This window comes from Streptomyces scabichelini (assembly GCF_011045015.1).
Lineage (GTDB): Bacteria > Actinomycetota > Actinomycetes > Streptomycetales > Streptomycetaceae > Streptomyces > Streptomyces scabichelini.
Window position 1 is genome coordinate 1 of sequence record NZ_JAAKZY010000164.1, and the last position, 23,490, is coordinate 23,490.

General features: G+C 69.0%; 23 protein-coding genes and 1 tRNA gene. 12 read left to right on the plus strand and 12 right to left on the minus strand.

Annotation, left to right across the window (positions count from 1 at the left end):
• Positions 1-211: 211 nt before the first annotated feature.
• The 4 genes from G5C60_RS36535 to G5C60_RS36550 all read left to right on the plus strand — a co-directional run bounded on the left by G5C60_RS36535 (position 212) and on the right by G5C60_RS36550 (position 3,138).
• Positions 212-883: a hypothetical protein gene (locus G5C60_RS36535; protein WP_338146036.1), complete on the plus strand. Its 672-nt coding sequence runs from the start codon at positions 212-214 to the stop codon at positions 881-883.
• Between the two features lie 100 nt (positions 884-983).
• Positions 984-1,763, plus strand: coding sequence for an HAD-IIA family hydrolase (locus G5C60_RS36540; protein WP_165265927.1), 780 nt, complete (start codon positions 984-986; stop codon positions 1,761-1,763).
• Between the two features lie 92 nt (positions 1,764-1,855).
• Positions 1,856-2,470 carry a hypothetical protein gene (locus tag G5C60_RS36545; RefSeq protein WP_165265929.1) on the plus strand — a complete coding sequence of 205 codons (615 nt, stop codon included), beginning with the start codon at positions 1,856-1,858 and terminating at the stop codon, positions 2,468-2,470.
• 2 nt (positions 2,471-2,472) lie between these two features.
• Entirely contained in the window at positions 2,473-3,138 is a 666-nt protein-coding gene (locus G5C60_RS36550) for a class F sortase (RefSeq protein WP_165265931.1), read from the plus strand.
• A gap of 229 nt (positions 3,139-3,367) precedes the next feature.
• Here G5C60_RS36550 and G5C60_RS36555 read toward each other — a convergent pair whose 3' ends face one another.
• On the minus strand, positions 3,368-4,135 hold the full coding sequence (locus G5C60_RS36555; RefSeq protein WP_165265933.1) for an ANTAR domain-containing protein: 768 nt from the start codon (positions 4,133-4,135) through the stop codon (positions 3,368-3,370).
• Positions 4,136-4,315: 180 nt separating this feature from the next.
• On the opposite strand from G5C60_RS36555, the gene G5C60_RS36560 reads away from it, so the two are divergent.
• Positions 4,316-5,329: a glycoside hydrolase family 6 protein gene (locus G5C60_RS36560; protein ID WP_165265935.1), complete on the plus strand. Its 1,014-nt coding sequence runs from the start codon at positions 4,316-4,318 to the stop codon at positions 5,327-5,329.
• Between the two features lie 90 nt (positions 5,330-5,419).
• On the opposite strand, the gene glxA is transcribed toward G5C60_RS36560, so the two are convergent.
• The 3 genes from glxA to G5C60_RS36575 form a co-directional block, all read right to left on the minus strand.
• The gene (glxA, locus tag G5C60_RS36565; protein ID WP_165265937.1) at positions 5,420-7,357 is read right to left on the minus strand and encodes a radical copper oxidase GlxA; all 1,938 of its coding nucleotides are present in this window, start codon (positions 7,355-7,357) and stop codon (positions 5,420-5,422) included.
• Positions 7,354-9,303, minus strand: coding sequence for a glycosyltransferase family 2 protein (locus G5C60_RS36570; protein WP_165265939.1), 1,950 nt, complete (start codon positions 9,301-9,303; stop codon positions 7,354-7,356). The genes glxA and G5C60_RS36570 overlap by 4 nt, the downstream gene beginning before the upstream one ends.
• A 320-nt stretch (positions 9,304-9,623) precedes the next feature.
• Positions 9,624-10,325, minus strand: coding sequence for a FadR/GntR family transcriptional regulator (locus tag G5C60_RS36575; RefSeq protein WP_165265941.1), 702 nt, complete (start codon positions 10,323-10,325; stop codon positions 9,624-9,626).
• A 199-nt stretch (positions 10,326-10,524) separates the two neighbouring features.
• Between G5C60_RS36575 and G5C60_RS36580 the strand changes: the two genes are divergently transcribed.
• From G5C60_RS36580 to G5C60_RS36595, 4 genes are all read left to right on the plus strand, one after another.
• The gene (locus G5C60_RS36580) at positions 10,525-11,508 is read left to right on the plus strand and encodes a peptidoglycan-binding protein (RefSeq protein ID WP_165265943.1); all 984 of its coding nucleotides are present in this window, start codon (positions 10,525-10,527) and stop codon (positions 11,506-11,508) included.
• 13 nt (positions 11,509-11,521) lie between these two features.
• Positions 11,522-12,631, plus strand: coding sequence for an SPFH domain-containing protein (locus G5C60_RS36585; protein WP_165265945.1), 1,110 nt, complete (start codon positions 11,522-11,524; stop codon positions 12,629-12,631).
• A complete protein-coding gene (locus tag G5C60_RS36590; RefSeq protein ID WP_165265947.1) occupies positions 12,618-13,277 on the plus strand; it encodes a nucleoside/nucleotide kinase family protein in 660 nt (219 codons plus the stop codon). The genes G5C60_RS36585 and G5C60_RS36590 overlap by 14 nt, the downstream gene beginning before the upstream one ends.
• Before the next feature lie 89 nt (positions 13,278-13,366).
• Positions 13,367-13,981, plus strand: coding sequence for a lytic polysaccharide monooxygenase auxiliary activity family 9 protein (locus G5C60_RS36595; protein WP_165265949.1), 615 nt, complete (start codon positions 13,367-13,369; stop codon positions 13,979-13,981).
• Positions 13,982-14,024: 43 nt separating this feature from the next.
• Here G5C60_RS36595 and G5C60_RS36600 read toward each other — a convergent pair.
• From G5C60_RS36600 to ehuB, 6 genes are all read right to left on the minus strand, one after another.
• Positions 14,025-14,098, minus strand: a tRNA-Lys gene (locus G5C60_RS36600).
• 86 nt (positions 14,099-14,184) lie between these two features.
• On the minus strand, positions 14,185-14,943 hold the full coding sequence (locus G5C60_RS36605) for an IclR family transcriptional regulator domain-containing protein (RefSeq protein ID WP_165265951.1): 759 nt from the start codon (positions 14,941-14,943) through the stop codon (positions 14,185-14,187).
• A gap of 211 nt (positions 14,944-15,154) precedes the next feature.
• Positions 15,155-15,925: an ectoine/hydroxyectoine ABC transporter ATP-binding protein EhuA gene (gene ehuA / locus G5C60_RS36610; protein ID WP_165265970.1), complete on the minus strand. Its 771-nt coding sequence runs from the start codon at positions 15,923-15,925 to the stop codon at positions 15,155-15,157.
• A 43-nt stretch (positions 15,926-15,968) separates the two neighbouring features.
• Positions 15,969-16,619, minus strand: a complete 651-nt coding sequence (ehuD, locus tag G5C60_RS36615) for an ectoine/hydroxyectoine ABC transporter permease subunit EhuD (protein ID WP_165265953.1) — start codon at positions 16,617-16,619, stop codon at positions 15,969-15,971.
• Complete coding sequence (gene ehuC, locus G5C60_RS36620) at positions 16,616-17,356, minus strand: ectoine/hydroxyectoine ABC transporter permease subunit EhuC (protein WP_165265955.1); 741 nt, start codon at positions 17,354-17,356, stop codon at positions 16,616-16,618. The genes ehuD and ehuC overlap by 4 nt, the downstream gene beginning before the upstream one ends.
• Positions 17,353-18,282 (minus strand): ectoine/hydroxyectoine ABC transporter substrate-binding protein EhuB, encoded by a 930-nt coding sequence (gene ehuB / locus G5C60_RS36625; RefSeq protein ID WP_165265957.1) that lies wholly within the window; start codon positions 18,280-18,282, stop codon positions 17,353-17,355. Before ehuB ends, ehuC begins: the two co-directional genes overlap by 4 nt.
• Before the next feature lie 210 nt (positions 18,283-18,492).
• Here ehuB and G5C60_RS36630 point away from each other — a divergent pair, with 210 nt between their 5' ends.
• Positions 18,493-18,993, plus strand: coding sequence for a DUF3830 family protein (locus tag G5C60_RS36630; RefSeq protein ID WP_165265959.1), 501 nt, complete (start codon positions 18,493-18,495; stop codon positions 18,991-18,993).
• Between the two features lie 88 nt (positions 18,994-19,081).
• On the opposite strand, the gene G5C60_RS36635 is transcribed toward G5C60_RS36630, so the two are convergent.
• Complete coding sequence (locus G5C60_RS36635; protein WP_165265961.1) at positions 19,082-20,500, minus strand: amidase; 1,419 nt, start codon at positions 20,498-20,500, stop codon at positions 19,082-19,084.
• A gap of 73 nt (positions 20,501-20,573) precedes the next feature.
• Positions 20,574-21,551, minus strand: coding sequence for a D-2-hydroxyacid dehydrogenase (locus G5C60_RS36640; protein ID WP_165265963.1), 978 nt, complete (start codon positions 21,549-21,551; stop codon positions 20,574-20,576).
• 243 nt (positions 21,552-21,794) lie between these two features.
• Here G5C60_RS36640 and G5C60_RS36645 point away from each other — a divergent pair, with 243 nt between their 5' ends.
• A complete protein-coding gene (locus tag G5C60_RS36645) occupies positions 21,795-22,658 on the plus strand; it encodes a maleate cis-trans isomerase family protein (RefSeq protein ID WP_165265966.1) in 864 nt (287 codons plus the stop codon).
• Complete coding sequence (locus tag G5C60_RS36650) at positions 22,655-23,386, plus strand: maleate cis-trans isomerase family protein (protein ID WP_165265968.1); 732 nt, start codon at positions 22,655-22,657, stop codon at positions 23,384-23,386. Before G5C60_RS36645 ends, G5C60_RS36650 begins: the two co-directional genes overlap by 4 nt.
• The last annotated feature ends 104 nt before the right edge of the window (positions 23,387-23,490 follow it).

Here is a 23,490-nt window from a genome sequence, read left to right on the forward strand (position 1 = left end):
CTGGCAAGCTCCCATGTCCATGCGACTGTGTAAGTGCCGATATGCGGCTCTGCCGCGGGCTGTGTCCCTTGCCGTAGTCACCGCAGCCGCCCTCACGCCCGTCCCCGCGCAGGCCCTCGCCGGGGCGGCGGTGGATCGTAAGCCCAGCTGTACGGCAGGGGGTGGCAGCCGGGAGTTTCCCGTGCGTACGCGGATTCACGGGGGGCCCAGCGTGTATGAGGCCGGGGGCGGTTATCGGACCTGGTATCTCGATCTCACCAACACCACCGACAGCGTCTGCGCGAATATCCACCCGGTCGTCGTGCTCGTGGACGAGAAGCGGGCGTTGAAGGCCGGGCAGTCGCGGCTCGAGTTCTACGAGGGCGACGGCTCGGGCAAGGGCGAAAGCGGGACGGAGCGCCGGCATCCCGTCCGCTTCGAGCGGACCGGAGAGGACGAGAACATCGGGGTCTTCGACGGCGACGACGAAGGCGGCGACGGTGGGTTCCCCGGATTCACCGTGGCGCCGGGCGCCACCCTCTCCGTCAAGGTGCGGCTCGCGGTCGCCTCGGACGCGGTGCCCAACGACGTCGTGGCGAACGCTGCCGTCGTGCAGCGTCATGACGACGACGGCGACTGGGTCGGGCAGTCGAACGACTACCGGTTCCGCATCGTCGACGCGGGTCCGCCGCAAGAGCTCCCAGGTGAGGTGACTCCAGGTGAGGTCACCCCAGAAGGCGAGCGCACCCCCGAAGCCGTACCGGAGAAAGGACTGTCGTTCGCCGACGAACTGGCCGGGACGGGGCCGGCCTCGCGGCGTGCGCTGCTCGAGGCGGCGGCCGGTGCGTTCCTGCTCGTCGGTGTCGGCGCCGGCATCGTGGTCGTGGCCCGAGGCCGACGCTGAGCCCTCGGCCCGCCCCGCTCACAGGGCGGACGGCCCCTCCTCCATGATCTGGCCGGTGGCTACCCTTGGGCGTCGGCACACGTACGGCAGGAGACGGCACATGGCAGAGCGCAAGCCCATCGAATCGTGGCTCACGGACATGGACGGTGTGCTCATTCACGAGGGCGTGCCCATCCCCGGAGCCGACGCCTTCATCAAGAAGCTGCGGGAGTCCGGGAAGCCCTTCCTGGTCCTCACGAACAACTCCATCTACACCGCCCGTGACCTGCACGCACGCCTCCAGCGCATGGGCCTTGACGTGCCCGTCGAGAACATCTGGACGTCCGCCCTCGCCACCGCCCAGTTCCTGGACGACCAGCGGCCCGGCGGCACGGCGTACGTCATAGGCGAGGCGGGCATGACCACCGCGCTGCACGACATCGGGTACGTCCTTACCGACCACGACCCGGACTATGTGGTCCTCGGCGAGACCCGCACGTACTCCTTCGAGGCCATGACGAAGGCGGTCCGGCTGATCAACGGCGGGGCCCGTTTCATCTGCACCAACCCCGACGAGACCGGACCGTCCGCGGAGGGCCCGCTGCCCGCCACCGGCGCCGTGGCGGCGCTGATCACCAAGGCGACCGGCAAGAACCCGTACTTCGCGGGCAAGCCGAACCCGCTGATGATGCGGACGGGGCTCAATGCCATCGGCGCACACTCGGAGACCAGCGCGATGATCGGCGACCGTATGGACACGGACGTCCTCGCCGGGCTCGAGGCGGGGATGATGACGTTCCTGGTGCTGACCGGGCTGACCACGCCCGAGGACGTCGAGCGGTACCCGTACCGGCCGTCCAAGGTCGTCGACTCGATCGCGGACCTCGTCGACCGGGTGTGAGCCGCCGGGCACCCGAACGGAGCAGTGCAGCCCCCTCCCCGAATGCGCCTCCGTGGCCCGTGGAGGAGTCTCCAGGTATCTGGAGGTTCACGATGGGTTCACTGAGACTGACTCTCTGTGCCGGGGTGGTGATGGCCGCCGCGCTCACCCTCGTCCCCGTGCCCGTCCCCGTCCCCACCTCCGCCTCCGCCGTGGACGCGGCGGACGCGGGCGCCTCCGTGACACCGCCGGACCCGGCCCCGGGCAGCGACATCCAGGTGCGGGCACGGGGCTGCGCCGGGACGTCGGGCACGGCCGCGTCCGAGGCGTTCGTCGCAGACGCGCTGCTGGCCGGGAGGGCCGGCGACCTGGTCGGCGAGACGCGGGTCCGCTCGACGGCCACCCCGGGCACGTACGACGTCAAGGTCGTCTGCGGCGGCCTCGACGCCAAGATCACGGGCACGCTCACCGTCTTGAAGGACCAGAAGAACCAGAAGAACCAGCGGGACGACAAGGGCGACAAGGGCAGGCCCGAGCCCCGTACCCACGAATCCCCCGTAGCACCCGTGAGCGCAGGCGGTGGCGGGACCGCGCGGCTGTCCGCCGTGGAGGAGGGGTCCGACGGGCCCGGCACGCCGCACACGGTGATCGGTCTGATCCTGGCGGGCGTCGCCGCGGTGGCCGTGGCGGTGCGCAGCGTACGCCGCGGACGCGGCGGCAAGGGCTGACCATGTCCGACCGGGAACGCTCCTCCGCCACCGGCCGCCTGATGATGGGCGTGGCCTGGGTGGTGCTGCTGCTCGGGCTCTGGCTGTGGGGCCGCGAGGTGACCGACGTACGCCACGGGCCGTCGGCGCCGACCACGGGTGACGTGGCGGCCGTGGGACGGCCGGTCGGCGTCGAACTGCCGCCCGCGGTCGAGCCGTTGGGGGACGCGCGGCCGCAGCGCCTGGACATACCCTCGCTCGGGGTGCGGGCGCCGGTGGCGGTCAGCGGACTCGATCCGCGAGGGGCGATCGAGCCGCCGCCCTTTGCCAGGGCGCGTGCCGTGGGGTGGTACGGGGCAGGTGTGCGGCCCGGCGCGGAGGGAGCCGCGCTCTTCGTGGGGCATGTCGACACCAGGAGCAGGCCCGCGGTCTTCCACCACCTCAACGAGATGCGGCCCGGCGACACGGTCCGGGTGGTCCGCGACGACGGCACGGTCGCCGAGTTCACCGTGGATGACGTACAGGTCTTCGCTCGGGACCGCTTCGACGCCCGGAAGGTATACGGCGCACGGCAGCCGGGGCGCGCCGAACTGCGGCTGATCACCTGCGGCGGCCGCTTCGACCGGGACAGCCGTACGTACACGGCGAACGTGGTGGTGTCGGCGTATCTGACGGGAACCGGACGGTGAGCCGCTGCTCACCGGGGCCCCACCAGGCCCGGCCGACGGACCCGCTCCCCCCTGGGCCGCCGACCGGGCCGGTCCTCGACCGCGCACGCACGGGCTGCGGGAGTAACCCGGCGTCTGCGCGGGAGGCACGCAAGCCAATACGTCAGATACGTCAGAGTGTCGATGATGTAACAGCCGGGGGCCGGGGCCGTCTGGGACGACTTTAGAACGGATGAGCGCTCCAGCCTAGTTACTGTGAGGGAGCGGGACGCTCACGTGCCAGCCCCTCGGCGTCCTCCACCCCCTGAACCACTGCCGACGCCACCTCGCTGAGCGGTCTGCGATGGCGGCGCGCGTACTGGCGCAGTGCCGTGAAGGCCACGTCGGTGCCGGTCCGCCAGCGTTCGGCGAGCATGCCCTTCGCCTGCTCGATGCGTACGCGGCTGGAGAGGGCCTGTTGCAGCTGGTCCGACAGGGAGCGGTACTGCGTGAACGTACGGTGGTTGGTCAGCCCGACGGCCGCCGCGTCGGCCAGGACCTGGGCGAGCTGGAGCTCCGTCTCGCCGCCCGGCGCCGGGTGTCCCGGCTCTGCGGGCACGAACACGTTGAGCGCGCCGAGCGGCGTCTCGTGCCGGCGCAGGGGCACCGCGAACGTGGCCTCGACGTCGTGCCGCAGCGCTCGCTCCGTGAAGTCGGGCCAGCGGGAGGAGGCATGGGCCGCGATGATCGCGACCGGCGGGACCGGCCGTCCGGTGCCGTAGCTGTCCAGGCAGGGACCGCCGCGATGCTGGACCTCCAACAGGTCGAGCGCCAGCTCCTGTTGCCGGCTGCTCACGCCCAACGACACCGTCTCGCCGCCTTCGATCAGCATGATCCCGGCGGCCGAGGCGCCCAGGAGCTCCACGCAGTGGTCCGACAGCCGTTGCAGATACCGCCCGGTGTCGAATGCCTCGGAGAGCGTGTCCGCGGCTTCCAGCAGGGCCGCCCCCAGCCGGATCTCCCGGGTGCGGTGGTGCATGTCCAGCCTCCCCACACATAGTGTCGGCCCGCCCCCCGTACGCTCGGCGCCTACCCTGCCGTGGCAGGGTGTAACGGCAGGCTGTAACAGGTGTCCGACAAGGATCGGCCGCACGCGTGAGCCTGCCGACACGTATGTCAGGATTGGTACTTCGAAGAGTGCACCCATGGGGGGAGTTGGATGTACGAGCGCAGGGGGGCCGGAGCCAGAGCGTCCGTGGCGGTGGCCGGAGCGGTGCTGCTGCTCGCGGGGTGTTTCTCCTCCGGGGACGACGGCGACGGCAAGGAAGAGCCGGCCGGCAAGGTGAGCCAGCAGCCCAAGGGCGACGACCCGTACTGGGTCAACCCGGAGGGGAACGCGGCCGAACAGGCGACCACGTACGCGGAGGACGGAAAGGACAAGGAGGCCGAGCTGATCCGCAAGATCGCGGAGCAGCCCACCGGCGAGTGGGTCACGCCGGAGAACGCCGAGCAGGAGGCGCGCGGCTTCACCGAGGCGGCCGAGAAGGCCGACCGGGACGCGCTGCTCGTCGTCTACAACATTCCGCACCGCGACTGCGGCCAGTTCTCGCAGGGCGGCGCCGCGGACGGCAACGCCTACCGTGAGTTCATCGACCAGGTCGCCGCCGGCATCGGTGACCGGAGCGCCACGGTGATCCTGGAGCCGGACGCCCTGCTGCACGTGGTGGACGGCTGCACGGCCCAGGAGTTCCACGAGGAGCGTTACGACCTCCTCAAGGGCGCCGTCGAGAAGCTCGGGGCCCTGGAGAACACGAAGGTCTACCTCGACGCGGGCAACGCGGGGAGCAAACCCGACAATCTCTACGATCCGCTCAAGCGGGCGGGTATCGACCAGGCCGACGGCTTCTCGGTGAACGTGTCCAACTTCTACACGACCGAGGACAGCACGGCGTACGGCAGGGAACTGTCGGCGAAGATCGGCAACAAGCCCTTCGTGATCGACACCAGCCGCAACGGCAACGGTCCGTACACCGAAGGCGAAGATCCCTGGTGCAACCCGCCGGACCGCGCGCTCGGCGAGGAACCCACGACGAAGACCGGCGACGACCTCGTCGACGCCTACCTGTGGGTCAAGCGCCCCGGCGAGTCCGACGGCACATGCAGGGGCGGACCGAAGGCGGGCGAGTGGTGGCCCGAGTACGCGCTGGGACTCGCGAAGGCCAGCAAGAACTAGCAGGACCAGGCCGTACGTGACTGGGGGCGCCCTCCTTGGCGGAGGGCGCCCCCAGTCACGTAACTCTCGATCCGTCCGGCTCTCAACGCATCAGGGGACCTTCACCCACTGGGCCTTGCTCGGAGTTCCCTGGTCGTCCGTCACGAACAGCATGTACCAGCCCGACTGGACGAGGTTGCGGTTCTCCGGGACGGTGACCTCGATGCCGCCGTCCGTCTTCTTCACGTCCAGGGCGATGGACCGCTGGTCGATGTCGGTGACGTGCGTCGAGGCGCTCGGCCGGACCAGGCGGGCCGTCTTGATGGACGAGGCGTGCTCGGACTTGAACGTCGCCGACTCGCCGCGCTCGATGGTCTTCGGGCCGCCGGAGAGCGTGGGCTGCGCGTCGCCGTAGAGGTACGGCGGCGTGTAGATCTCGATGCGCTGCTCGAACTTGCCCGGCTTGGTGTTGGCCTTGTCCGAGTAGAGCGAGTCCGAGCCGAAGACCATCACGCGGCCGTCGGGCAGCAGGATCGAGCCCGAGTGGTAGTTACGGCCCACGAGCGGGTCGGCGACCTTCTTCATCTCGTTGCTCTTCGCGTCGTACAGCCGCGCCTCGAGGATGTTGGAGTCGCCGCGGCCGCGGTAGTCCTCGGAGCCGCCGGACACCAGCACGCTGTCGTCGGGCAGAATCGAGTACTGCGGATAGCGGGTGCCCTTCCCCAGGTCAGGACCGTCCACGAACTTCGGGTCGTCCGCCAGCAGATCGACGATGCGGGTCTTCTTGCTGGACTGCTTGGACTCGCCGACCCCGCCGCCGCCGATCACCATGTACTTCTCGTCCTGCGCGGGCGGCAGCAGCACCGTGCCCGCGGTCTCCAGGAGCTTGGGGTCGGACATGCCGGGGATCTTGTCGAACTTGTTCGACTTCAGGTCCCAGATGCCCGGGTCACGGCCGACGTCGTCCGGTCCGTAGCCGGCGTTCGCGCCCGAGTAGAACAGCTTGCCGTTCTGCATCAGGGAGATCGCCGGGTACGTCGGGAACTGCCGTTCCTTCTTGGTGTACGTCCACTCCTTGGTCTTCGGGTTGTAGATCTCGTTCTTGCCCGGCACCAGCTGGCCGATCTCGTCCAGGCCGGAGAGGCTGAGGATCTTGCCGTCGGACAGCGTGGTGAGCGTCGGGTACCAGCGCGCCTCGTTCATCGGGTCGACCTTGATGTACTTCTCGGCGATCGGGTCGAACTCGAAGGCGTCCTTGATGCCCTGGAAGTCCTTCTTGTCGAGGGCGAGCTTCTGCGCGATGCCGTACGTGTTGCGCGCGTCGGTGCCCGACAGGCCCTGGACCCGGTAGTTGTCCTCCGTGCCCGTCTCGTACTGCCGGCCGCTCTTCTGCGCCTCGACGTAGATACGGCCCAGGCCCGGCTCGTTGCGCAGGAACTTGCCGGTCGCCTTGTCGAAGACCTTCTTCGCGCGCTCGACGACGACCGGGTCCTTGGACACGAACGTCTTGCCGTTCTCCTTGCCCGTGAACTTGGTGCCCGCGGGCAGCGTGATCGGCTTGTCCGGGTTCTCGTTGTGGACGATCATCAGGCCGCCGGCCTTGGTGACGTCACCCTTGAGCTTCTCGTAGCGCTTGGTGCCGCCGGCGATCAGCAGATTGCCGTTGGCGAGCTGGGTGTGGCCCGTGCAGAACAGGTCCTTCGGTGTCGGGATGTCCTTGATCGTGCCCTTGACCGGGTCCCAGATGCGGGTGTCGAACTTCTTCGCGTCGAAGTTCTCCTGGTTGTTCCCCGAGCCCGCGATCAGCAGGATCTTGCCGGTACGCAGAAGCGCCGCGTGAATGGTGTTCAGGCGGTACTCCTCCGGGAAATCGACGATCTCCCACTTGCCGTTGTCGGCCTTGTACTCCGGTCTGTTGATCGCGTAGTCGTGGTACTTCTCCGACCCGAAGCGGTAGAGCGCCGGCCCGTTCATCCCTGCCAGCGCTACGACCACCGCCGCGCCTATCGCGATGCGGCGGGCGCGGCGGCGGCTGGAACCGTCTTTCATTTCTTACGTCCCCCAAGGGCGATCTGCACTGTTTGGTCACTTCCCCCGTTCGAGGCCGCCCAACTCGGCTTGTGCTGCGGCGAGTGCGGCGCCGCATGCTGAGCGGGCAGTGGCTGTGGTGGCGTCATCGCGTCCTGCGGCTCCGGCGGGGCGGCCGGCGGCTTCTTCCGGTCCTGCCGCAGCATCCAGCGCCAGGCGAACATCGGCGAGGCGGTGATCAGAAGCGCGAACGTCGCCCAGATGATCATCGCGGGGTGCGCGTTGCCGTAGTAGAAGCCGGCGCCGATCGAGCCGGCGAAGATCAGGATGAAGTACCAGTGGTACCGGAAGGTCGCGAACCAGCGGTCCGGGCTCGCGGAATCGCCCTTCGGGGTGACCACGAACTTGCTCTTGCGCCGCAGGACCGAGTCGATCAGTGCCTTCGCGTAGAGCGGCGCGGACAGGGCGGACATGATCATGCCCGCCACACCGCCCGAACCCTCCGGCTCGTGCGGCGAGACGTTGTGGCGGCGGTTCCAGACGTAGAGACCGATCTGCAGCGCTGAGGCGTTGCCGTACAGCATCAGCCAGATCGCCGGGTCGATGTTCACACCCGAGGCGCCAAGGCCCAGGAACAGCGCACAACTCAACGCCGCCAGAAGCCAGTTGAGGGCCGACATCGGGTAGAAGATGATCATCATCGTGTAGTTGAAGAGCTTGCTCGGCGGCAGCGAGTACCAGCCCTTCCAGTACTGCTTGAGGATCGTCTCGTACGTCCCTCGCGACCAGCGCATCTGCTGGGTGAAGAAGTCCGTCCAGGCGCTCGGGCCCTCGCCGACCGCGAGCACGTCGGGCGTGTAGACCGAGCGCCACTTCTTGCCCGTCGCCGGGTTCTTGTGGCGGTGGATCTCGAAGCCCGTCGCCATGTCCTCGGTGATCGAGTCGTACAGACCGCCGATCTGCTTCAGCGCCTTGATGCGCACGGCGTTCGAGGTGCCCACGAACATCGGCGCGCCGTAGGCGTTTCCGGCCCGCTGGATCAGGGCGTGGAAGAGGAACTGCTGCGACTCGGCGGACTTGGTGATGGGGTTGTCGTAGTTGCCGTAGACCTGCGGGCCGATGACGAAGCCGACGTTCGGGTCGCGGAAGAAACCGAGCATCCGCTCCAGGTAGTTGGGCAGCGGCACGTGGTCGGTGTCGACCGAGGCGAAGTAGTCGTAGTCGTCGCCGTGCGCGTCCAGCCAGGCGTTGTAGTTGCCGTGCTTGGTCTTGGCGCGGTGCGGGCCCTTCTTCTGGTTCCACTTCGCGACGCCCTTGCGGGAGAAGTGGTGAACGCCCAGGCGCTCGCAGACCGCCTTCACCTCGGGGTCGTCGCCCTCGTCGAGGAGCCAGATGTGAAGAAGCCCGCGGTGACGGATCTTGACCGCGGCCTCCAGGGTCTTCGTCACCATCTCCAGCGGCTCCTTGCCGGGCACGAAGGAGGTGAGGAAGGCCACTCTGGTGCCGGTCTCGGGCACCACCGGGATCGGGTCGCGGGCGACCAGCGTGGCGTGCGCGTTGGACAGCACGTTCATGCAGCGGAAGAACTCGATCAGACCGATCGAGACGAGCATGACGACGTCGAGGTGCTCGAGGTAGGCGTTGGGCACGTAGTCGCGCTCGGTCCAGTGCGTGGGCTGCAGCAGCCAGGCGAGCAGGACGAGCGAGAGCAACGGTGCCGCGCCCAGCATGAGGGCGGCCCGGATGCGGTGCGGCTCCTGCGACAGCAGGGTGCGGTACTGCACTTTGTAGGGCTTGCTCGGATCGGGCTGAGTGAGAGGACCGGCGAGCCTGCTGTAGTGCTCGTAGTCGTATCTCGGCAGCGTTTTCTTGATTCTCCGGAAGCTGCCCGTCCGTGTCTGTGACGGCACCCTGAGCTGGGTCGTCTGAGACTGGTCAGAGTTCTGCCGGCCGCCCGTCGGCGTCATGAGTCATCCCCCCACACGCAAAGCATCGCGTGCTCCTTGTTCCGTTCGCCTGCTCCGGTCCCCCTCGACTTTCACAGACGTATCAATAGCAGGCCCCCGTCACCACTCCATCCACACCCTATAGACATGGAACAGTGGCCTTCCGGTTGCATGATGCCCCCCTCGACATCTCCTCCTGCACGGGGCCCCTACTCCCCGCCTCACCGCAACCGGTTCCAAGCCCCCAACTGCCACGTAACCGCAGCCTCTTGTAGCCAAGAGTTCTATGCCGTTCCTCATGATCGCAAGATGCGAAACGAGGTGTTTACCGGTCATAGGCGCTAATGGTGGGGTCTGCGGGGCTCATTCGGTGCGGTTGCGGTCACACGCGTACGGATGTGACCAAAGTGGTCTCTTATGGCTTCCTCCGCCCGTAGCGCATCACCGGAGCGCACCGCGTCGAGGATCTCGCGGTGCTGCCGGCAGGTGACCTTCGGATCCTGCGGCAACTCCACGAGGTCCGTGCGAACGCGGTGGAAGGCGTCCCAGAACGCCTCCAGGACCTCACCGAGAAGGAGGTTGCCGAGACCCCGGTAGAGCGTGGCGTGAAACGCGCGGTCCGTCTCCGCGAGGCCCGCCCCTTCGGCGGCCTCACTCTCCATACGGTCCACGAGGGCGTCCAGTTCAACGAGGTCCGCTTCCGGGACCCGGCCCGCGAGCCGGGAGATGAGCCCGGTCTCCACGGCCTCGCGCAGTTCGAGCAGCTGGACCAGGGAGTCTTCCCCCCGGTAGTGCCCGGCGACCGTGCGGAAGGCCAGGCCCTCGATCATCGGCGCCATCGACATCGGTCCCACGTACGTCCCGAAGCCGTGCCGGATCTCGACGATGCCCATCGCCTGGAGGGCCTTCAGCGCCTCGCGTACGGAGTTCCGGCTCGCGCCCAGGAGTTCCATCAGCTCGGGCTCGGTCGGCAGGGAGGCCCCCGAGGGCAGCCGACGGTCGATGATGAGCTTCTTGATCCGCTCCTGCAGGTCGCGCGCCATGGCGAGAGAGTAGCGGGTGCCCAGGGGAGGGGTCCCGGCCGTACATCATTCGGACCGTCAACATGCGACACCCGAGCCCGGTTGAGAAACTGACGACCGTGCAGAAGCGCGGACATTTCCACCTGGGCATTTCCACCGGGAATGTCATCAGAGTCATCAGTTTCATCAGTGTCATCACCTGGACTGTGAGGGGAATCGGATGGCGGCTCCGGCATTCGAGGAATTCGAGCCCGCGAGTGACTGCGACTGCCCCGGATGCGTTCACCGGCGACGCGTCACGCCGAATTCCCCGCCGGGTGGATTTGCCGGGCACGGTGCCGGATACGGGGCTCTCGTCCTGGCGGCCGCGGTGCTGGGCGCCGGGCAGGCGGTGCCGGCCGTCGCCGCAGCGGCGCACGCCCCGCAGCGGCCGGGCGTTCCCACAGGTGACGAGCCCGGTACCCCACAGGGCCCCAAGGCCCCGCTGCACGGGCCCGGCGGCGTTCCGGCGAAGGCCGAGGCGCCCCCGACGACGCGGACCGAGATCATCGACCGGGCGAAGAAGTGGGTCGCCGCGCAGGTGCCGTACAGCATGAGCGCGTACTGGTCCGACGGGTACCGGCAGGACTGCTCGGGCTTCGTCTCGATGGCCTGGAACCTCGGTGGGAACGAATGGACGGGCAGCCTCGACCGGTACGGCGTCCGTATTTCCAAAGGGCAGCTCAAGACCGGCGACATTCTGCTGTTCCACAATCCGGCCGACCCTCACAAAGGCTCGCACGTCGTGATTTTCGGCGGCTGGGCGGACTCCGCGCAGACCTATTACGTGGCGTACGAGGAGGCCCGCCCGCACGCCCGCAAGAAGGCCACTCCGTACGCGTACTGGCGCGACAGTGACCGCTATCTGGCGTACCGCTACAAGGGGTTGCAGGCGGCGGCGGCGCCCGGCACCCCGGCTTCGGCCGCGAGTTCCTACCCCGGCGCGGCGGCCTTCGGGCCCGGCGCGGTCAACGAGTACGTCACCCGGCTCGGCAGGCAGCTCGTGAAGAAGGGGTTCGGCAAGCACTACACGAGCGGCCCCGGACCGCGCTGGGGCGAGGCCGACCGGCGCAATGCCGAGGCGTTCCAGCGCTCGCAGGGCTGGCGCGGTGGGGCGGCGGACGGTTATCCGGGGCCGGAGACGTGGCGGCGGCTGTTTTCCTGACGTGGAGGTACGGATGAGTACGACGACTTCGGAGTCCGAGCCGGGGCCTGAAGGGGCCCGGGCGCCGCGGCTGATCCACAACGAGGCGACCACCGAGATCCCCGTCCACTTGCTGTTCCGTGACGAGCCCGAGCCGGTCCCGGTGGCGCTCGCGCCCGCCGTCGTGGGGCGGCGGCGCGGGACGGGCGAGCAGCCGCGGGTCGCCGGGCGGGAGCCGGTGACGCCGTGGCCCGTGGCGGCCGTCGACCCCGGGGTGGCCGAGCGGCCGGCGTGCGTGCTGCCGGGTGCGGTCGGGGTGCTGGCCGGTACCGCCGGGGCGGCCGGGTGCGTGCTGGCGGCCTGGTGGGCGGGTGTGCTGCCGTCGTTCGCCGGGGAGTTGGCGGGGTTGCCCGGGTACGCGGGTGCCGGGCTCGGCGCCTCGCAGTGGGCGGCGCTCGCCGCGTCCGGGGCGGCCGGGCTCTTCGGTTTCGGCGGGCTGGCCCGGGGGCGGACCGGGCGCGCCTGGGTGCTCGGGCTCTTCGGACGCTACCGGGGCACCGTCCGGCGTACCGGGCTCCTGTGGGTGAACCCGCTGCTGCTGCGCCGCCGGATCGACGTACGGCTGCGGCACTGGCGCAGCGAGCCGATGCCGGCCGTCGACGCGAACGGGGTCGCTCTGCGTGTCGTCGTGCTCGTCGTCTGGCGGGTCAAGGACACCGCTCGCGCCGTGCTCGGCGTCGAGGACCATGAGCGGTACCTGCGCGAGTGCGTGGAGGCGGGGCTCGCGCGCCTCCCGGTCGATGTGTCGCCCGCGAAGAACGCCCCGCGAGACACCGAGGCGGCCGGAGAGGCGCTGACGCGGCTGGTGGCGGCGGACGCGGCGGCCGCAGGACTTCAGGTGTTCACGGCGCAGCCGGTGCGGACCGAGTATGCCCCCGAGGTCGCCGCCGTGATGCAGCGCCGCCGGATCGCGGCCCTCGACGCCCAGCACCGCGACAAGGCCCTCGCCTCGGTCGTCGACTCCGTCGAGGACACGGTGACCCGGCTGACGACGCGCGGCCTCGTCGAGCTCGACGACTACGAGCGCAAGGCTCTGGTGAAGGACCTGACGGTGGCGTTCTATACAGGGCATGGAGATCGCTGACCGCCCCGCACTGGCCGACCTCGCCGCGGACGCCTGGGAACTGACCGCTCGTCTCCCGCGCGCCGTACTGGGCCTCGCGGGCCCGCCCGGCGCCGGAAAGTCCACCTTCGCCCGCGCCCTGGTCGAGCACCTCGGCGAGCGGGCCGCCTATCTCCCCCTCGACGGGTTCCACCTCTCCAACCGCCAGCTGGAACGGCTCGGCCTGACCTCCCGCAAGGGCTCGGAACCCAGCTTCGACGTATGGGGATACGTCGCCCTGCTGCGCCGGATCCTGGCGGACACCGGCGCCGACATCTACGTACCGGACTACGACCGCACACTCGACGAGCCCGTCGCGGCACGGCACCTGGTGCCGCCCGCCGCCCGGCTGATCGTGACTGAGGGGAACTACCTGGCGTGCGATCTGCCGGGCTGGCGCGACGCGTACGCGCTGATGCGGGAGTGCTGGTACGTGGAGGCGCCCGGGGACGTACGCCGGACGCGGCTGGTGGAGCGGCAGTTGGCGGGCGGCCGGAACGAGGAGCAGGCCCGCAACTGGGTCGCGACGAACGACGACCCGAACGGGGAGCTGGTGGAGAAGTCGTGGGACCGCTGCCACCGGATCGTCTCCACGATTGGTATGGACATGTTCAACGGTCAGCAATAATCTGGTACTTGGTCTAGACCTGGATCATTGCATCGCGATGCGCACGCACAGCTCACGGAACTTCCCCCACGTTCTCCAGGAGCGGCAGCATGCGAAAAAGCACCGGCAAGAAGACCAAGTGGTACGCGGCCGTGGTCGGCCTCGCCACCACGGGAGCGTTCGTGCTCTCCAGCGGTGGCGCCAGCAGCCACGGCTACACCGACCTCCCCATCAGCCGGCAGAAGCTCTGCCAGAACGGCACCGTGACCAACTGCGGTGCCATCCAGTGGGAGCCCCAGAGCGTCGAGGGCCCCAAGGGCTTCCCGTCGGCCGGACCCGCTGACGGCAAGATCTGTTCCGCGGGCCACGGCAACTTCAGCGCGCTCGACCAGCCGAAGACCCCGGGAGGCGGCGCCTGGCCCACCACCAGGGTCAGCGGCGGGCAGAGCTACACCTTCCGCTGGCAGTTCACCGCACGGCACTCCACGACCGACTTCCGGTACTACGTCACCAAGAACGGCTGGAACCAGAACGCCCCGCTGACCCGGGCCGCCCTGGACACCACCCCGTTCCTGACCGTCCCCTACAGCGGCCAGCCGCCCGCGACGCTCTCGCACAGCGGCACGCTGCCGTCCGGCAAGAGCGGGCACCACGTGATCCTCGCGGTATGGACGATCGCCGACACGGGCAACGCGTTCTACGCCTGCTCGGACGTCACGTTCTGACATGACTGAAGGCCCCCCACTTCTGTGGAGGGCCTTCGCAATGTGCGCCGCCAGGGACTCGAACCCCGGACCCGCTGATTAAGAGTCAGCTGCTCTAACCAACTGAGCTAGCGGCGCATGACTCCCGCCTCCCGCTTTCGCGAGCGGCGACACACAAAATAGTACCTGGTCCGGAGGGGTGCTCCTGACCACTGCCCCATGGCTCAGATCGCCAGGGACAGCAGCACGGGCGCCGCGCCCCGGTTCAGCGTGTCCGCCGCCGCGCGCAGCCGGTGGGCGTGCGCGAGCGGGAGGGAGAGGGCCAGGCAGCCCACGGCGGAGCCGGCCGTGATCGGGACCGCCGCGCACACCGTGCCGATGGCGTACTCCTGGAGGTCGAGGACCGGCACGCTGGGTGCCTGGGCGTCGAGCCGGGACAGGAGCAGCCGCTCGCTGGTGATGGTGCGCGAGGTGAGGCGGGCCATCTTGTGGCGGGAGAGGTGATCCCGGCGGGCGTTCACATCGAGCTGGCCGAGCAGGCTCTTGCCGATCGCGCTGGCGTGGGCGGAGGAGCGGAAGTCCACCCACTCGTGCACCGCGGGGGTGGCCGGACCCTCGGCGCACTGGGTGACGTGGATCTCGCCGTCGACGTACCGGCTGATGTAGACGGCGGCGCCGACCGAGTCGCGCAGCCGGTCGAGGTTCCGCTGGAGCTGTTCGCGCAGGGCGCGGTCGCGGCCGTGCGCGGAGGTCAGCCTGCTGAGCGCGGCCCCGGTGACGTACGCACCGCCGGTGACCTGCTCGACGTACCCCTCCCGGCGCAGCATCCGCAGGAGCGTGGTCAGTCGCTCCGTGCCGAGGCCGGTCTGCCGGGTGAGCTCGGCGTCGGTGACGCCGGTGGTGTGCCGTGCCACGGTCTCCAGTACGCGCAGGGCGTCCTGGGCCGAGTGGTACGGCGCGGTCGGCTCGTGCTTGAGCGCCACGGTTCCCCCTGCGCTTCTTGGCCGTTCTCAGGTGAAGGGCTGCTTCCACGATAGCGGCCAAGAGGCGGATGGGGAGCGGCTGTTGACGAGAATGGTGGCGCGTTCCGGCGCTCTCAACAGGAACGCGCCACTCTGGCATATGCCAGGGTCAAGTCACGACGGCTCAGCCTCGGACATTGCCGTTTTCACGTCTCGTATTCACATGCCCGCGCTACAGGACCGCGCTCAGGAACTCCCGCGTCCGCTCGTGCTCCGGGTCGCCGAAGATCTTCTCCGGCGGGCCGGATTCCAGGACGCGGCCCGAGTCGAACATCAGGACCGCGTCCGAGATGTCCCGGGCGAAGTTCATCTCGTGGGTCACGCAGAGCATCGTGATGTCGGTGGTGCGGGCGATGTCCCGCAGCACGTCCAGGACACCCGCGACCAGCTCGGGGTCGAGGGCCGAGGTGACCTCGTCCAGGAGCAGCACCTTCGGCCGCATGGCGAGGGCCCGCGCGATCGCGACCCGCTGCTGCTGGCCGCCGGAGAGCTGGGTCGGGTACTTGTCGATGTGCTCGGTGAGACCGACCAGTTCGAGCAGGTCGCGCGCCCGTTCCTCGGCCGCTTCCTTGGACATGCCGAGCACGGTGACCGGCGCCTCGGTGAGGTTGCGCAGCACCTTCATGTTGGGGAAGAGGTTGAACTGCTGGAAGACCATCCCGATGTTCTTGCGGACCTCGCGGATGTGCTTCTCGCCCGCCGGGACGAGCTTGCCGTTCTTCTCCTCGTGGGTGAGGTAGTCGCCGTTGACCTTGATCGTGCCCTCGTCGGGCATGGTCAGGGTCATCAGCAGACGCAGGATCGTCGTCTTGCCGGAGCCGGACGGGCCGATCAGCGTGACGTGTTTGCCGGAGTCCACCGTGAAGTCCAGCTCGTCGAGGACGACGTTGCTGCCGAAGCGCTTGGTGACCTTGTCGAAGCGGATCAGCTCGCTGCCGTCCACCGGCGGGTTCTCGCGGCTCTCGGGCTCTTTCTGCAAAGGGGTGTCAGCGGACAAGACGTCGCTCCAGGGCTCGGATCAAGAGGGAAGCGGGGTAGGCGATGACGATGAACGCCACACCCACGACGGTGAGAGCCTCCGTGGTGAAGGTCTCGTTACTGAAGGCCTGGGCCTCGCCCAGCATGTCGAAGGCGCCGATGGTCGCGATCATCGGCGAGTCCTTGAGCATGGCGACGACGTAGTTGCCCAGCGGCGGGACGACACGGCGGATCGCCTGCGGCAGGATCACCGCCCGCCACGTACGGCCCTTGGACAGGCTCAGCGCCGTGGCCGCCTCCCACTGGCCGGCGGGAACGCCGTCGATGCCGGCCCGGTAGACCTCCGCGGTGTACGTGGAGTAGTGCAGCCCGAGGCCGACGATGCCGGTGGTGAGCGGCGACATCGAGGGGCCGAAGTTGGGCACCACGTAGAACAGGAAGAAGAGCTGTACGAGCAGCGGGGTGTTGCGGATGAACTCCGTGACCGCGATGACCGGCCAGCGCACCCAGATCAGTGTGGACCGCTGCGCCATGGCCCATACGAGACCCAGGGCGAAGGCGATCAGGGTGCCGATGGCCAGGGCCTGCAGCGTGACCAGCACGCCGTCCCAGAACCGCGGCATGAAGTCTTCCACGACTTGCCAGTCCCAGTCAGTCATCCCATACCTCCCGCGGACTGCGAACCGGCCTGCAGGGTCTCCTGGCGGGCGCTGAGCTTGCTGGTGATGCCGCCCCGCTTCTCCGGCCGCTGTCCGATCCCGGCCTTCGCCCTGCGCTCCACCAGCCGCATGCCGCGGGTGATGAGGAAGGCGAGTACGAAGTAGAGAACCAGCAGCAGCGTGTAGATCGGAGTGGTCTCATTCGTGCCAAGACGGAGCAGATTGCCGGCGAAGGTCATGTCGGCCACCGTGATGACCGAGACCAGGGCGGTGCCCTTCAGCAGCTCGATCAGCAGGTTGTTGAACGGCGGCACCATCTCGGGCCACGCCTGGGGCATCTCGATGAGGCGCAGCCGCTGCCAGCGGGTGAAGTTGAGCGCTATGCCCGCTTCTTTCTGCGCCGGGGAGACCGCGGCCAGGGAACCGCGGACGATCTCGGACCCGTAGGCGCCGTACGTCAGTCCCAGCGCGCTGACGCCGGCCCACATGGGCACCAGCTGCCAGCCGAAGAAGGGGAGCGCGAAGAACATCCAGAACATCAGGACCAGGGCCGACATGCCGCGGAAGATCTCGAAATAGATCCCGGCGAGGAAGCGGACGATCCAGTACCGCGAAGCGCGTGCGAGGCCGATTCCGAACGCGATGGCCGCGCCGAGAGCCGCGGCGTACACCGTCACCTGGATGGTGACCCAGATACCCGGCAGGAACCAGGTGGTGAAGAACTCGGAGCTCATCATCCGGCGCACAGCTCCTTCGCGGTGAGGTCGGTCATCTCGGTCATGCCGAAACCGAAGGGCTTGACGATCTTCAGAAGCTCTTCGTAGTTGTTCTCCTTGAGCTTCAGAAGCTCCTCGTTGAACGCGTCACGGAAGTTCTGCTCGGACAGCCTGAAGGCGAATCCGCCCGCGCCGTAGACGGGCTTGCCGTCCAGCACGGGCTGGAAGGGCTCGGTCGCCGAGGCGCGGTTCGACCCCTTCACCGCGTCCGAGACCGTGATGCGGGTACCCGCGAAGGCGTCCACCCGCCCCTGGGACACCGCGTCGAGGCCTGCCACCTGGTCGGGCAGGACCAGTACGTTGCTGATGCCCGCGCCCTTGGCGGAGTCGATCTGCGCGTAGGCCTTGCCGGAGGCGAGCTTGAGACCCTTCTTCTTGATGTCCTCATACGTCTTGATGCCGTGCGGATTGCCCTTCTTGACGATGAAGGCGTCCAGCATCAGGTAGTCCGGGTCGGCGAAGAGCACCTGTTCGCATCGCGGGGGATTGATGTACATCCCGGCGGACACCACATCGAACTGACGCGCCTTCAGCCCGGGAATGAGGGCTCCGAAGTCCACCGGTACTGGCGTGATCTCGTCGATGCCGAGCCTGTTGAAGATGACCTTGGCGATCGCGGGTGCTTCTCCGGTGGCCTGTCCGTCGTCTCCCACATAACCGAACGGCGGCTCGCTGGCGATGCCGATTTTCACGGAACCCTGGTCCCGCAGGGTGTCCAGCAGGCTGCCTCCCAGCACCTTCCCTTCGTCGGGGACGCGGCTGCAGCCCGCCACCCCGAGACTGCCCGCAGCGCCCAGCGCCACCGCTCCGGTGAGAAGTGAGCGGCGGCTGAGTCCTCTGTGGGATCCGTTGTCGGTTCCTGATCGGTTTGCGTGTGGTCGAGCCATGGGCGCGCGGCTACCCGAACCAATGGAAGTCATGCCACTCCTTCCCGGCCACTGAGTCCACTCATGCCACGATGCCCCGTATATGGGGATTGCTCGCATGTGGTGACCCTGTCGTGACCCCGCCGTGGGCGCGCGTTGACCCACGCGCCCGAGGGGCATCGGAGGGGCATACGGGTGGGTTCGGGTCCACAGGGGGGTACGGGTGTGTCCATGGCCGACCGTTACATCGATGTCTCCCTGACCAAGCGCGGAGTCCACTGCACCGCGAAGCTCCTCGACGACCGCGCGCCGATCACCTGTGAGGCGGTGTGGAACGCGCTCCCCCTGGGCGGCGACGTCTACCACGCGAAGTACGCCCGCAACGAGATCTACGCCCTCCTGCCCGCCTTCGCCCCCGCCGAGCCACCCCTGGAGAACCCCACCGTCACGCCCATCCCCGGCGACCTCTGCTACTTCTCCTTCTCCGGCACGCAGCTGGGCACACAGTCGTACGGCTACGGCGGCGCCTCCGGCGTCCAGGCCGGCACCCCGGTGATCGACCTGGCCCTCTTCTACGAACGCAACAACCTGCTCCTCAACGGCGATGTGGGCTGGGTGCCCGGCATCGTGTGGGGCCAGGTGGTGGAGGGCCTGGAGACGATGGCGGAGGCGTGCAACGACCTGTGGCGGGCGGGCGCGCTGGGGGAGACGCTCAGCTTCCGGAGGGCCTAGGCGGCCTTGGCGAAGTCCGGTGCGGTACCGCGCGCCCCTCAGGGGCGCGGGGAACTGCGCGACCAGCCCCCACCGGCCCGCGGGTTCATTACCGTCCTCCAGCGGAGCGCTTGGGCGGGGGAGCCACCTGGGCCACCCCCGCCTCGTACAGCGCCTGCGCCGCTCGCAGAACCAGGTCGTCCCGATGGCGGGCGGCAACGATCTGAAGCCCCACCGGCAGTCCGTCCCCGTCCATTCCGACGGGGACGGTCGCCGCGGGCTGCTGCGTCATGTTGAACGGGTACGTGAAGGGGGTCCAGCCCGTCCAGCGCCGGTGCCCCGAGCCCTTCGGCACCTCGACGCCCGCCTCGAACGCGGTGATCGGCAGCGTCGGCGTGACCAGCAGGTCGTACGTCTCGTGGAAGCGGCCCATCCGGCGGCCCAGGTCCATCCGCACGTCCACCGCGGCCAGATAGTCGAGCGCCGAGTAGCGCGCCCCGATCCCGCAGATCTCCCGCAGACCCGGGTCCAGCAGCTCCCGCTGGTGCGGGCCGAGGTTCTGCGTCACCCGGGCGGCCCCGCTGAACCACAGGGTGTGGAAGGCCTCCACGGGCTCCGTGAAGTCGGGGTCGGACTCCTCGACGTACGCGCCGAGGGAGGCGAGCCCCTCCACGCCCCGCCGTACGGCCGCCGCGACGCCGGGGCGTACGGGAACCTGGCCGCCGAGGGAGGGGGAGTACGCGATCCGCAGGCCCCGTACACCGCCGTCCAGCGTGTCCGTGAACGACCCGTCCGGCGGCGCGAGCCCGGACCAGTCGCGGGCGTCCGCACCGCTGATCACGTCCAGCATGAGGGCCGCGTCGGCGGCGTCGCGCGTCATCGGCCCGACATGCGCGAGCGTCCCGAACGCGCTCGCGGGATACAGCGGCACCCGCCCGTACGTCGGCTTCAGCGCGAAGATCCCGCAGAAGGAGGCGGGGATGCGGACACTGCCGCCCCCGTCCGTGCCCAGGGACAGCGGGCCCGCGCCCATGGCCACGGCCGCCGCGCTCCCGCCGCTCGACCCGCCCGACGTACGCGACACGTCGTACGGATTCCGCGTCACCCCGGACTGCGGCGAGTCCGTGACGCCCTTCCACCCGAACTCGGGCGTCGTCGTCTTGCCCAGGAAGACGGCGCCGTGCTCGCGCAGCCGGGCCACGGAGGGCGCGTCCTCGTCCCAACTGCCGTCCGCGCGAACGGTGTTGGAGCCCTTGAGAGTCGGTGCGCCCCGCATCAGCAGGATGTCCTTCACCGTGACCGGTACCCCGTCCACGAGCCCCGCCGGCTCACCGCGCCGCCAGCGCTCGGCCGACTCCCGCGCCTGCTCGATCGCCCCGTCGCCGTCCAGGCGCACGAAGGCGTTGACGGACGGCTGAATCTCCTCGGCCCTGAGCAGCGCGGCCCGCGCCACGTCCACAGGACTGAATTCACCCTTGCGGTATCCGTCGACGAGTTGTAGGGCGGTCAGCTCGGTGAGTTCGGTCATGCACCCCTCCAAGGGAGTCTTCGACAGGGTTCGACAGGGTTCGACGGGGTTTGAGTGCCCAGGTGAAGAGAGTTCAGCTCCCGGGTACGTACCCACGCTGCTTGTCGACCACGTTCGGCAGCGGCTCGCCCGCCTCCCAGCGCTCGTACAACTCCACGAACTGCGTGCCGAGTTCGTCCCGCCAGCCGATCGTGTCCCCGCTCATGTGCGGCGACACGATGAGCCCGGGGATGTCCCACAGGGGGCTCTCGGGGGTGAGGGGCTCGCGCTCGAAGACATCGAGCGCCGCCCCCGCGATCCAATGCTTCGACAGGGCTTCCGCGAGCGCGTCCTCGACGACGAGCTGCCCCCGCCCGACGTTGATGAAGCGTGCCGAGGGCTGCATGAGTCCAAACCGCCGCGCGTCGAACATCCCGTACGTCTCGTCCGTGAGCGGCGCCACGGACACCACCCAGTCCGCGCGCGCCATCAGCCGGTCGAGCTCGCCCGGCCCGTGGATACCGCTGCGGGGCGTACGCCCCACCAGGGCCGTCGTGATGCCGAGGGCCTTCAGCGTCTGCACGATCGCCCGCCCGATCGGCCCCGAACCCACCACACACGCGCGCGTCCCCGCGACCCGCTGTGACTCGCGGTGCCGCCACTCCCGCGCCCGCTGAAGCTCCCAGGTACGCGGCAGATCCTTGGCCATCGCCAGGACGAGCGCGGCCACGTACTCGGCGATCGGCTGGTCGAAGACACCGCGCGCGTTCGTCACCACCGTGTCGGACTCGGCGAGCTCGGGGCACATGAGGTGGTCCACACCCGCGCTCGCCGTGTGCACCCAGCGCGGCCGTGGACCCTCCCCCGGCCAGGCGTGGCGCACCGCGTGCGAGGCGAAGTCCCAGACCAGCAGGACGTCCGCCGAGGGCAGCAGCGACGCCAGCGTCGACTCGTCAGCATGCTCGATACGGACCCGTCCGGTGAGCCGGCCGAGCCGGGGCGGCGGGTCGGCGTCCAGCACCACCAGGGTCGTCTTGTTTTCGGCCATATGAGGGGGCGTGGGAGCGGTCATCGGGGGGAAACCGTTTCGCAATGCAAGTCCGGTTCTCTGAGCTCTGGGCACACTTGCGGGACAAGGACGGTACCCGCCTGAGATGCGCGGATTGACCACGCTCGCACCGGAACCTACCTTCGTCAATATGGGCTCGTAACCAGCCCATACCCTGTCCCGACGTCCCGGCAAGCGCCGGCTTGTGTCCCCCGGCCCACGGGCCGGTTCTCCACCACTCGCACAACTTGAGTTTGGGGCCTGCTCATGGACGTCTCCTTCCTCGGTGGACCACACCCGCAACAGGGTGTCGGCGTCGTCGCTCCCTTCGATTTCGCCCTCGATCGCGAGCTGTGGCGCTGGGTTCCGGACGGGGTCTCGCTCCATCTGACCCGCACTCCGTACGTGCCGGTCGAGGTCAGTCTCGACCTGGCGCGCCTGGTCAGCGAGCACGAGACGCTCGGGGAGGCGGTGCGGGCGCTGAACGCGGTCGAGCCACAGATCGTCGCGTACGCCTGTACGTCGGGCAGTTTCGTCGGCGGCATCGCGGGCGAGCGCGCCATGTGCGAGGCGATGACGCGAGCCGGCGAGGTGCCGTCCCTGACCACCTCCGGCGCCCTGCTCGAAGCCCTCCAGGAACTGGGCGCCCGCCGTATCGCCCTGGTCACGCCCTACACGGTGTCCGTGACGCAGTCCCTGGAGGAGTACCTCGCCGAGGCGGGCATCGAGATCATCGGCACCTCCTCTCTCGGCCTGACCCGGCACATCTGGAAGGTCCCCTACCGGGACGTCGTCGACATGGCCCGCAACGCGGTACGCGGGAGGGCGGACGCCCTCTTCATCAGCTGCACCAATCTCCCGACGTACGACGTGATCCCGCAGTTGGAGGCCGAACTGCGCATCCCCGTCATCTCGGCCAACCAGGTGACGATGTGGGCCGCGCTGCGCCACCTGGGTACGCGAGCCGTGGGGCCCTATCAGGCGCTGATCGACGAGTCGGCGCGACAGCGTCCGGTGATGCCGGAAGTACTGCCGGAGTCACTGCCGGGCGCGATGCCGGGCGCGATGCCGGGATCAGTGTCTGAATCACAGGGTCCCGTAATGCCGGAAGAACAGGAAGGTTGGGCATGACGGCACTCGGATTCCTCTACCCGGGCCACTCGGCCGAGGACGACTACCCGCGCATCGAGCAACTCCTGGGCAGCGACATCCGCCTCCCGCTCGTCCACACGGACATCGGCGAGGACGCCCACCGTGAGGACGCGCTGCGGGAGATGGGCTCACCGGCCCGGCTCGCGGCCGGCGTCGAGGAACTGCGTCTCTCCGGCGCCGAAGCGGTGGTGTGGGCGTGCACGTCGGGCAGCTTCGTGTACGGCTGGGAGGGCGCCCACGAGCAGGTCCGCACCCTCGCCCTCGCGGCGGGCATGCCCGCCTCCTCCACGTCGTTCGCCTTTGCCCACGCGATCCGTGAGATCGGCGCGCGGCGGGTCGCGATCGCGGCGACGTATCCGGAGGACGTGGCCGCGTTGTTCTCCGCGTTCTTGAAGGACGCCGGAGTGGAGGTGGTGTCCGTCCGGGGCAGCGGCATCATCACGGCGGCGGAGGTCGGGACGTGGGGTGCCGACGAGGTCCTTTCCCTCGCCCGGTCGGGCGACCACCCGGACGCGGAGGCGGTCCTCCTCCCGGACACCGCCCTCCACACGGCATCCCACATCCCCGACCTGGAGAAGGCACTCTCCAAGCCGGTCCTCACCGCCAACCAGGTCACGGTCTGGGAGGCCTTGCGGCTGGCTGACCGCAGGGTGAACGCGCCGGAGTTGGGGATGCTGTTCACGCGGGAGCCGATTGTGCAGGTGTGACGTAGCAGGAGGGTTCCTCGCCCCCGCCGCCCTTACCCGTCCCATACCAAGGGGCTCCGCCCCTGGACCCCGCTGGGGGCTGCGCCCCCAGCGGGGTCCAGGGG

Bases quoted from the DNA above. Each gene is read 5' to 3' on its own strand.
- G5C60_RS36540 (WP_165265927.1), top strand. From the start codon at position 984: ATGGCAGAGCGCAAGCCCATCGAATCGTGGCTCACGGACATGGACGGT.
- G5C60_RS36545 (WP_165265929.1), top strand. From the start codon at position 1,856: ATGGGTTCACTGAGACTGACTCTCTGTGCCGGGGTGGTGATGGCCGCC.
- G5C60_RS36550 (WP_165265931.1), top strand. From the start codon at position 2,473: ATGTCCGACCGGGAACGCTCCTCCGCCACCGGCCGCCTGATGATGGGC.
- G5C60_RS36555 (WP_165265933.1), bottom strand. From the start codon at position 4,135: ATGCACCACCGCACCCGGGAGATCCGGCTGGGGGCGGCCCTGCTGGAA.
- G5C60_RS36560 (WP_165265935.1), top strand. From the start codon at position 4,316: ATGTACGAGCGCAGGGGGGCCGGAGCCAGAGCGTCCGTGGCGGTGGCC.
- glxA (WP_165265937.1), bottom strand. From the start codon at position 7,357: ATGAAAGACGGTTCCAGCCGCCGCCGCGCCCGCCGCATCGCGATAGGC.
- G5C60_RS36570 (WP_165265939.1), bottom strand. From the start codon at position 9,303: ATGACGCCGACGGGCGGCCGGCAGAACTCTGACCAGTCTCAGACGACC.
- G5C60_RS36575 (WP_165265941.1), bottom strand. From the start codon at position 10,325: ATGGCGCGCGACCTGCAGGAGCGGATCAAGAAGCTCATCATCGACCGT.
- G5C60_RS36580 (WP_165265943.1), top strand. From the start codon at position 10,525: ATGGCGGCTCCGGCATTCGAGGAATTCGAGCCCGCGAGTGACTGCGAC.
- G5C60_RS36585 (WP_165265945.1), top strand. From the start codon at position 11,522: ATGAGTACGACGACTTCGGAGTCCGAGCCGGGGCCTGAAGGGGCCCGG.
- G5C60_RS36590 (WP_165265947.1), top strand. From the start codon at position 12,618: ATGGAGATCGCTGACCGCCCCGCACTGGCCGACCTCGCCGCGGACGCC.
- G5C60_RS36595 (WP_165265949.1), top strand. From the start codon at position 13,367: ATGCGAAAAAGCACCGGCAAGAAGACCAAGTGGTACGCGGCCGTGGTC.
- ehuD (WP_165265953.1), bottom strand. From the start codon at position 16,619: ATGACTGACTGGGACTGGCAAGTCGTGGAAGACTTCATGCCGCGGTTC.
- ehuC (WP_165265955.1), bottom strand. From the start codon at position 17,356: ATGATGAGCTCCGAGTTCTTCACCACCTGGTTCCTGCCGGGTATCTGG.
- ehuB (WP_165265957.1), bottom strand. From the start codon at position 18,282: ATGGCTCGACCACACGCAAACCGATCAGGAACCGACAACGGATCCCAC.
- G5C60_RS36630 (WP_165265959.1), top strand. From the start codon at position 18,493: ATGGCCGACCGTTACATCGATGTCTCCCTGACCAAGCGCGGAGTCCAC.
- G5C60_RS36635 (WP_165265961.1), bottom strand. From the start codon at position 20,500: ATGACCGAACTCACCGAGCTGACCGCCCTACAACTCGTCGACGGATAC.
- G5C60_RS36640 (WP_165265963.1), bottom strand. From the start codon at position 21,551: ATGACCGCTCCCACGCCCCCTCATATGGCCGAAAACAAGACGACCCTG.
- G5C60_RS36645 (WP_165265966.1), top strand. From the start codon at position 21,795: ATGGACGTCTCCTTCCTCGGTGGACCACACCCGCAACAGGGTGTCGGC.
- G5C60_RS36650 (WP_165265968.1), top strand. From the start codon at position 22,655: ATGACGGCACTCGGATTCCTCTACCCGGGCCACTCGGCCGAGGACGAC.